The following is a 6,881-nucleotide window of genomic DNA, read 5'->3' as shown; positions in this document are numbered from 1 at the left end:
CCTGGGTGAAGCAGGGCCGCTACCGCAAGCTGGCGCGCCAGCGCGGCGTCGAGGCCGAGAACCTGCGCCAGGCGGTCAGCCGCGCGCCTCAGGCGGCTCAGGCGCCGCAGGGCCCGGCCCTGCCGAAGCCGACCGCCTGAAGCCTTTGGGCGCAGCAGATGCCGTAAGAATTGCGGCTTCGCGGGCGCCTTCACTCCACGGAGTCTTCCATGCTGACCATTTCGGCCGCCGAGGTCGACCAGGCGCTGACCTTTCCCGGGCTGGTCGAGACGCTGCGCACCGCCTTCCGCGACGGCGCCGTGCAGCCGGTCCGTCACCATCACACGGTCGACCGTCCTGATGGCGCCGCCTCGACGCTGCTGTTGATGCCTGCCTGGACCGATTTCAACGCCCCCGGCGCCTCGGCGGGCGGCCATATCGGTGTCAAAATCGTCACCGTCTCGCCCGACAACAACGCCATCGGCAAACCCGCCGTGATGGGCCTTTACCTGCTGCTCGACGGCACGACCGGCGAACCGGAAGCGCTGATCGACGGCCAGCGACTGACGCAATGGCGCACCGCGTGCGCCTCGGCGCTTGCCGCCTCCTACCTCGCCCGCAAGGATGCCTCGCGCCTGTTGGTCGTCGGCGCCGGCGCGCTGTCGACCTTCCTCGCCAAGGCGCATTCGGCGGTGAGGCCGATCAAGAGCATCCGCATCTGGAACCGAACGCCGGTTAATGCCGAAAAGGTCGCCGCCGGCTTGCGCGCCGAAGGGCTCCCGGCCAGCGCAGCCGGCGATCTCGGCGCCGAGCTCGCCGAGGCCGACATCGTCTCCTCGGCGACCATTTCCACCGAGCCGCTGATCAGGGGTGCGCTGTTGAAGCCGGGCGCGCATGTCGACCTTGTCGGCGGCTTCACGCCGACGATGCGCGAAAGCGACGACGACGCGATCCGGCGCGCCCGCGTCTATGTCGACACTCGCTCCGGTGCCACCAAGGAAGCGGGCGACATCGTCCAGCCGCTGGCCTCCGGCGTCCTGAAACCGGACGCCATCATCGCTGACTTGCATGAACTGGCGCGCGGCGAGAAGGCGGGCCGGCAAGGCGACGGCGAGATCACATTGTTCAAGTCGGTCGGCGCCGCGCTTGAGGACCTCGCCGCCGGCATCGCCGTCTACAAGGCGCTCAAGCGATAGCTTCGCTTGCCGGCACCATGCCCATCGCTTGCGCGATCAGCGCAAAATCATGCGCGCCGATGGCAAGCAGCCCAAAACGGAACTGGTAGCCCCAGTTCGGCCGGCCAGCCGTCAAGTCGAGCCGGTCGAGCAACGGCTTGATCGGCGCTTCCCCAGCCTTCGCCCAGTCGACATCACGCCGGAACGGCGTGAAGCCTGCGCCCATGTAGCCCCGGTAGGGCTCGCCGTCGCGCACCGTGCCGATGGCGGTGAAAGATTGCAGGCCGTCCTTTTCGCCTAGGACCGTGCTCGGCGAATAGTAGACGATGCGGTCGCCTGGCTTGACGCGGCGCAGCGGCGCCGCCTTGCCATGATTGACCTGCATGAAGCCGCCTTCGCGGCCGATCCTGACATGCGCCGCCGAGGCGACCGCGATCCAGTGCGCACTCATCCCTGGTCTCCCTCGTTCAGCCAATAGACGCGCAGCCGGTGGTTGTCGGGATCGAGCGCAACGAAGGTGCGGCCGAAATCCATGTCCGTCGGCGCCTGCAGGATCTTCAGGCCGCGCCCGGCCCAGTCCCCATGGGCAGCGTCGACCGCCGCCGGCGTGTCCTGCGCAAAGACGAGCTCGGCTCCGCCGCCCGCGGCGGCCGCCGCCGGCTCCACCGTGTGGCGCGACCACAGCCCAAGCTTGAAGCCGTTGTCGAGCACAAACAGCACGAAGGTCGGCGACGCCTCGACCGGTTGCCGCCCGAGCAGCGCGCCGTAGAAGGCGCCGCTCCGCTCCGGACTGTCGACGTAGAGGATAACGAAATTTGAGGTGTTCATGTCTGCTCTCCAGGGTTTCGATTGGAGGAGCATAGGCCGCCCCACTGTCAGATTCTGGCAGCAGGCATTTTGCAAGAGCGCGTAACGAAACGTCAGGCCTCTGGCCCACGCTTTGGTGCGTCCAGCGACGCTCGCCACGCCTTGAGGAGAGCCTGGCGACGGCGCGGGTAGCGAATTTCGGTGGCGCTGAGGGCGGAGATGCGATCGGCGCGGAAATGGCGGAAATCCTGCCGCGTCTCGCACCAGGCGACCACAATCCTCACCTTGTCGAAGAAGCCGAGCGCGAAGGGCCAGACCATGCGCCGGGACTGGACCCCTGCCGCATCGCGATAGAGGAAACCGAGCTTGCGTTCGTCGCGGATGGCTTGGCGCACCAGGCTGAGGTCGATGCCCTCGGTGGCCTCGGCGCTCGGACCGACGAGCAGCGTGGTGGCATCGAGATCCTCGCGCAGATCGGCCGGCAGCACGGCCGCGATCTTGGCAAGCGCATCGGTCGCCGCCGCCGAAAGCCTCGCATCCGGCTGCTTGGCGACCCAGCGCGACCCGAGCACGATCGCCTCGATCTCCTCATCGGTGAACATCAGCGGCGGCAGCATGAATCCAGGTTTCAGCACATAGCCCAGCCCCGCCTCGCCCTCGATCGGCGCGCCCTGCCCCTGCAGCGTCGCGATGTCGCGATACAGCGTTCGGATGGAGACACCCATTTCACCGGCAAGCGTGCGGCCACTGACCGGCCGACGATGACGGCGCAGGATCTGGACCAGGTCGAGCAGGCGTTCGGAACGGGACATGATTCTCGGGACTTGGGGCCAAATCCACGATAGAACCGCATGGGCGCGGCAGGAAGCCGGGACGATCCACATCCGGCGACTCGGCCGCGCCCACTTCGCTCGGAGATGTTCGGTCAGAGGCGAAACACCTTGACCTCGTTGCCGCGCTCCAGCGCCTTGTTGGCGATGAAGATTTCAGCCTTCGACTGTTCGGCATCGCGATCGGCGAGAACCCGCAGCATCGCTTCCAGCCGTCGCAGCGCGATTGCCTTGTTGCGGTGTTGCGAGCGCTCGTTGCGTGCCGTCACCACGATGCCTGTTGGCAGATGGACGGCGCGCACCGCACTGTCGGTGGTGTTCTGATGTTGGCCGCCAGGACCGCCGGCGCGCAGCGTTTCGATGCGCACGTCGCAGGGTGCGATCGAAGCCTCGGCTGGCACTGCCGCCGCCAGATCCACCGCCTTCACGCCGACAAACCAGTTCTGGCGTTTGTGTCCCGAGCGCACCGGGCTCTTGAAGACGAATTTGACGGTGCCGCAATATTCCGCCGCCAGCGCGGCGGCGTTCGCGCCTTCGAGACCGAGCAGCGCGGATTTGGCGCCGTGCCGATCCGGCCTGTGGCCGAAGGTGACATCGGTCGTGCAGCCGCGCCTGTCGGCCTCGGCTTCGATGATGCCAATCAGCGCCATCAGCGCGACGCGGCATTCCGCCGGACCGCTGCCCGAGGTGACCAGAAGATCAATCGCGGGCATGGCGGTCCCTCCTTCCCTGGCGGTTGCGGATCGGTTTGCTGCGCGTGCGGTCGGAGGGGCCTTCGAAGGCCTTCTTGTAGGTGACCAGCGGCTTCATCGCTGCCAGCGCCAGCACCAGGCCTGCCTCGGCGAGGTCCCGCACCACCTGGCCGGCATCCTTGTAGGCGGACGCTGCTTCCTCGATAACCAAATTGCGGTCATCGCAGATCAGTTGCCCGCCCCAGCCGTTTCGCAACAGCGCGTCGCGCTCCGACCTGTTGCGGCCGGCGCGGCCATGCATCGTGGCGCGGTCGTATTTGCGGCCGGCGCCGTGCGAAATTCCGCCCAGCGACGAACCGGTGGCGTCGAGGACCTGCACGACATAGCTTAGGCTTGCCCGCGACCCGGCGATCGGCGCGATGTCTCCGGCAGCAACCGCAGCCGAACCCTTGTGGTGCACAAAGCCGCCAACCCGTTCGCGCACAAGGTTGTGCGGGATGTCAGCGACCAGCCGAACATCGCTTTTCAGCACGCTTGCCGCGCGCTCCGCGATCAGGCTGCGGTTGAGCGAGGCCCAGGCGACGCAGACATCATGCTGGCGGCGCCAGTGAATGCCGTCCGCGCTGTCGGGATCGAGCCCGGCGGTGATCGCGGATTGGCGATCGAGCATCTGCCCGAAGACAACCGCGCCGAGGCCGCGCGAGCCGGAATGCACCAGCAGATAGAGTTTCTGGCGGTCGAACAGGCTTTCGCCAGCGGCGTCGATTGTCTCATCGACCGCCTGCAGCTCGCAAAAATGGTTGCCGCCGCCGATCGTGCCCAGAGCCCCGGGATAGAGATCCGGCGGCAGATCCGAACGGCCAAGTGCCTCGGCCGGATCGAAGACATCCTCGGCTTCGATCCGGCGCAGACGCTCGGCAGCCTTGTCGATCCTGAGCTTGCGCAGCGGCAGGTCGAGTTCAAACAGCGACATGCCGCAGCCGATGTCGTTGCCGATCAGTTGCGGGTGCAAGCGCTGCGACAACACGGCGATACCGGTCGGGCCGTATTTGCCGGGGTGCAGGTCTGGAAAGGCCGCAACCGAGGTGACGCCGGGCAAGGCCGCGACGTTCCTGAGTTGCTCGAGCGCCGCGCCCTCGATCCATGTCTGCGGCGAAAAACAATGCTGGATATGCGCAGCCGGCACGGCGCGCGACGTAGAGGGGCTAAGGCCCCCGATAAGATTGCCCATGATGGAACACTTCTGGATACAGGTCCGGAGTCGGACGCCTTCAGGCATCCGTTCGACCGGCGGCAGCCACCAAGACGCTGGCTTACGCCGGAACCCCTGCGGGGTGCGCTGTGAAGATGTTCGTCATCTTTCGCTCCCATTCCAGAAACAACAAGGCGGCCCTCATAGACGAAACGCGCAAAAACACAAGTCCGTGGCAGCCACAGCATGACCGTCATCGCTTGTTGCACCGCCGCGCCCCTCATGCCAAAAAGCGGCCACTCAGCCCGGAGACCCTCCTGCTTGAAGTCTTTTCGCGACAAACGCCGCGACAACCGTCCGCCCGCAAAGGGCGGGGCCGAACACGCGCGGCCGCGCCAGGAGCACACGGCATCGCGACCACAGATAAGGTCGGGCGAACGGCATGAGGCAAAGACGCAGGAGCGATCCGAGCCCAAATCTGCGCCGCGCATCCTTTCGCGCCGCGATGGCTTGCTGCCTGCAGAGCGGCTGCCGCTGATCCTCGAAGTGGCGCCCAATGCCGACTACGCCCTGCTGGATAGCGGCTCGGGCCAAAAACTCGAGCAGTATGGCCCCTACCGCATCGTGCGGCCGGAGGGTCAGGCGATCTGGCAAAGGGCGCTGCCGGCCAGGGACTGGGAGCGCGCCGATGCCATCTTCACTGGCGACACCGACGAGGAAGGCATCGGCCGCTGGCGCTTCCCAAAAACGCCGCTCGGCGAAACCTGGCCGATGAAGCATGACGGCATCGACTATCTTGGCCGCTTCACCTCGTTTCGCCATGTCGGCGTGTTTCCCGAACAGGCCTCCCACTGGGATCACATGGCTGGGCTGATCATGGCGGCCAAACGGCCGGTCAAGGTACTGAACTTGTTCGGTTATACCGGCCTCGCCTCGCTGGTCGCGGCGCGCGCCGGCGCCGAGGTCACCCATGTCGATGCGTCCAAGAAGGCCATAGGCTGGGCCCGGGAAAACCAGGAGATGGCGGGGCTCGGCAGCAAGCCGATCCGCTGGATCGTCGAGGACGCCGTGAAATTCGCCGAGCGCGAGGAGCGCCGCGGCAGCCGCTACGACATCGTGCTGTTCGATCCGCCGGCCTATGGGCGCGGACCGAAGGGCGAGGTCTGGCAATTGTTCGACGACCTGCCCGGCCTGACCGACCTCTGCCGCTCGATCCTGACGCCGAAGCCGCTTGCCGTCGTGCTGACCGCCTATTCGATCCGCGCCTCCTTCTTCGCCATCCATGCCCTGATGCGCGATACTTTCGCCGGCATGGGTGGCACGGTCGAATCGGGCGAGTTGATCATCCGCGAAAAATCCGCCGGCCGCGCGCTGTCGACCTCGCTGTTCTCGCGCTGGGTGGCTTGAATGAACGCTTATGAGAGCTCGCGCGCCGTCGGCCAGGTGAAGGAAGTCACCAGCCTCGCCAACCCGCTGGTCAAGGACATCAAGGCGCTGGCGCTGAAAAAATTCCGCGAACAGCAGAACGCCTTCATGGCCGAAGGCCTGAAGCTGGTCATCGACGCGCTCGACCTCGGCTGGTCGATCAAGACGCTGGTCTTTGCCAAGGCCGGACGCGGCAACGCGGCGGTGGAGAAGGTCGCGGCGCGCACCGTCGCCGCTGGCGGCACCGTGCTCGAAGTCTCGGAGAAGGTGCTGGCGGCGATCACCCGCCGCGACAACCCGCAAATGGTGGTTGGGGTCTTTGCCCAGAGGGTCCTGCCGCTGAAGGATATCCGCGCTTCGGACGGCGACGTCTGGGTGGCGCTCGACCGGGTGCGCGACCCCGGCAATCTCGGCACCGTCATCCGCACCGTCGATGCGGTCGGCGCCAAGGGCGTCATCCTGGTCGGCGACACCACCGACCCCTTTGCCGTCGAGACCGTGCGCGCCACCATGGGCTCGATCTTCGCCGTGCCGGTCGCCAGGGCGACGCCGGAGGCTTTCCTTGCCTGGCGCAAGGGGTTTCCGGGCCTCGTCGCCGGCACGCATCTGAAGGGCGCGGTTGACTATCGCTCAGTCGATTTCACCAGGGGACCGGTGCTGCTTTTGATGGGCAACGAGCAGCAGGGCCTGCCCGACAGCCTTGCCGAAAGCTGCGACCGGCTGCTCAGGATTCCGCAGGCCGGCCGCGCCGATTCGCTCAACCTGGCGGTCGCCACCGGCA

8 protein-coding genes and 1 pseudogene are annotated in these 6,881 nt (G+C 66.7%); 4 read left to right on the top strand and 5 right to left on the bottom strand.

Annotated features, from left to right (window positions below; genetic code table 11):
* A pseudogene (locus EN781_RS35415) lies at positions 1-140 on the top strand (DUF1049 domain-containing protein); the annotation flags it as partial.
* A 69-nt stretch (positions 141-209) separates the two neighbouring features.
* Complete coding sequence (locus EN781_RS21440; RefSeq protein WP_126058296.1) at positions 210-1,175, top strand: ornithine cyclodeaminase family protein; 966 nt, start codon at positions 210-212, stop codon at positions 1,173-1,175.
* Here the strand turns inward: EN781_RS21440 and EN781_RS21435 are convergent.
* The 5 genes from EN781_RS21435 to EN781_RS21415 form a co-directional block, all read right to left on the bottom strand.
* Positions 1,165-1,605 carry an EVE domain-containing protein gene (locus EN781_RS21435; protein WP_126058295.1) on the bottom strand — a complete coding sequence of 147 codons (441 nt, stop codon included), beginning with the start codon at positions 1,603-1,605 and terminating at the stop codon, positions 1,165-1,167. The genes EN781_RS21440 and EN781_RS21435 overlap by 11 nt on opposite strands.
* Positions 1,602-1,982 (bottom strand): VOC family protein, encoded by a 381-nt coding sequence (locus EN781_RS21430; RefSeq protein ID WP_126058294.1) that lies wholly within the window; start codon positions 1,980-1,982, stop codon positions 1,602-1,604. The genes EN781_RS21435 and EN781_RS21430 overlap by 4 nt, the downstream gene beginning before the upstream one ends.
* 92 nt (positions 1,983-2,074) lie before the next feature.
* Positions 2,075-2,773: a YafY family protein gene (locus EN781_RS21425; protein WP_126058293.1), complete on the bottom strand. Its 699-nt coding sequence runs from the start codon at positions 2,771-2,773 to the stop codon at positions 2,075-2,077.
* A gap of 113 nt (positions 2,774-2,886) precedes the next feature.
* Complete coding sequence (gene prfH / locus EN781_RS21420; RefSeq protein ID WP_126058292.1) at positions 2,887-3,504, bottom strand: peptide chain release factor H; 618 nt, start codon at positions 3,502-3,504, stop codon at positions 2,887-2,889.
* Complete coding sequence (locus EN781_RS21415) at positions 3,491-4,714, bottom strand: RNA ligase RtcB family protein (protein WP_126058291.1); 1,224 nt, start codon at positions 4,712-4,714, stop codon at positions 3,491-3,493. The genes prfH and EN781_RS21415 overlap by 14 nt, the downstream gene beginning before the upstream one ends.
* Before the next feature lie 282 nt (positions 4,715-4,996).
* Here EN781_RS21415 and EN781_RS21410 point away from each other — a divergent pair, with 282 nt between their 5' ends.
* Positions 4,997-6,082, top strand: coding sequence for a class I SAM-dependent rRNA methyltransferase (locus EN781_RS21410; RefSeq protein WP_126058290.1), 1,086 nt, complete (start codon positions 4,997-4,999; stop codon positions 6,080-6,082).
* On the top strand, positions 6,083-6,881 hold a 799-nt coding region (locus EN781_RS21405), incomplete at its 3' end, for an RNA methyltransferase (RefSeq protein ID WP_145965572.1).

The sequence above is a fragment of the Mesorhizobium sp. M4A.F.Ca.ET.090.04.2.1 genome (assembly GCF_003999085.1).
GTDB lineage: Bacteria > Pseudomonadota > Alphaproteobacteria > Rhizobiales > Rhizobiaceae > Mesorhizobium.
This window is presented reverse-complemented; position numbering and strand designations above follow the sequence as displayed.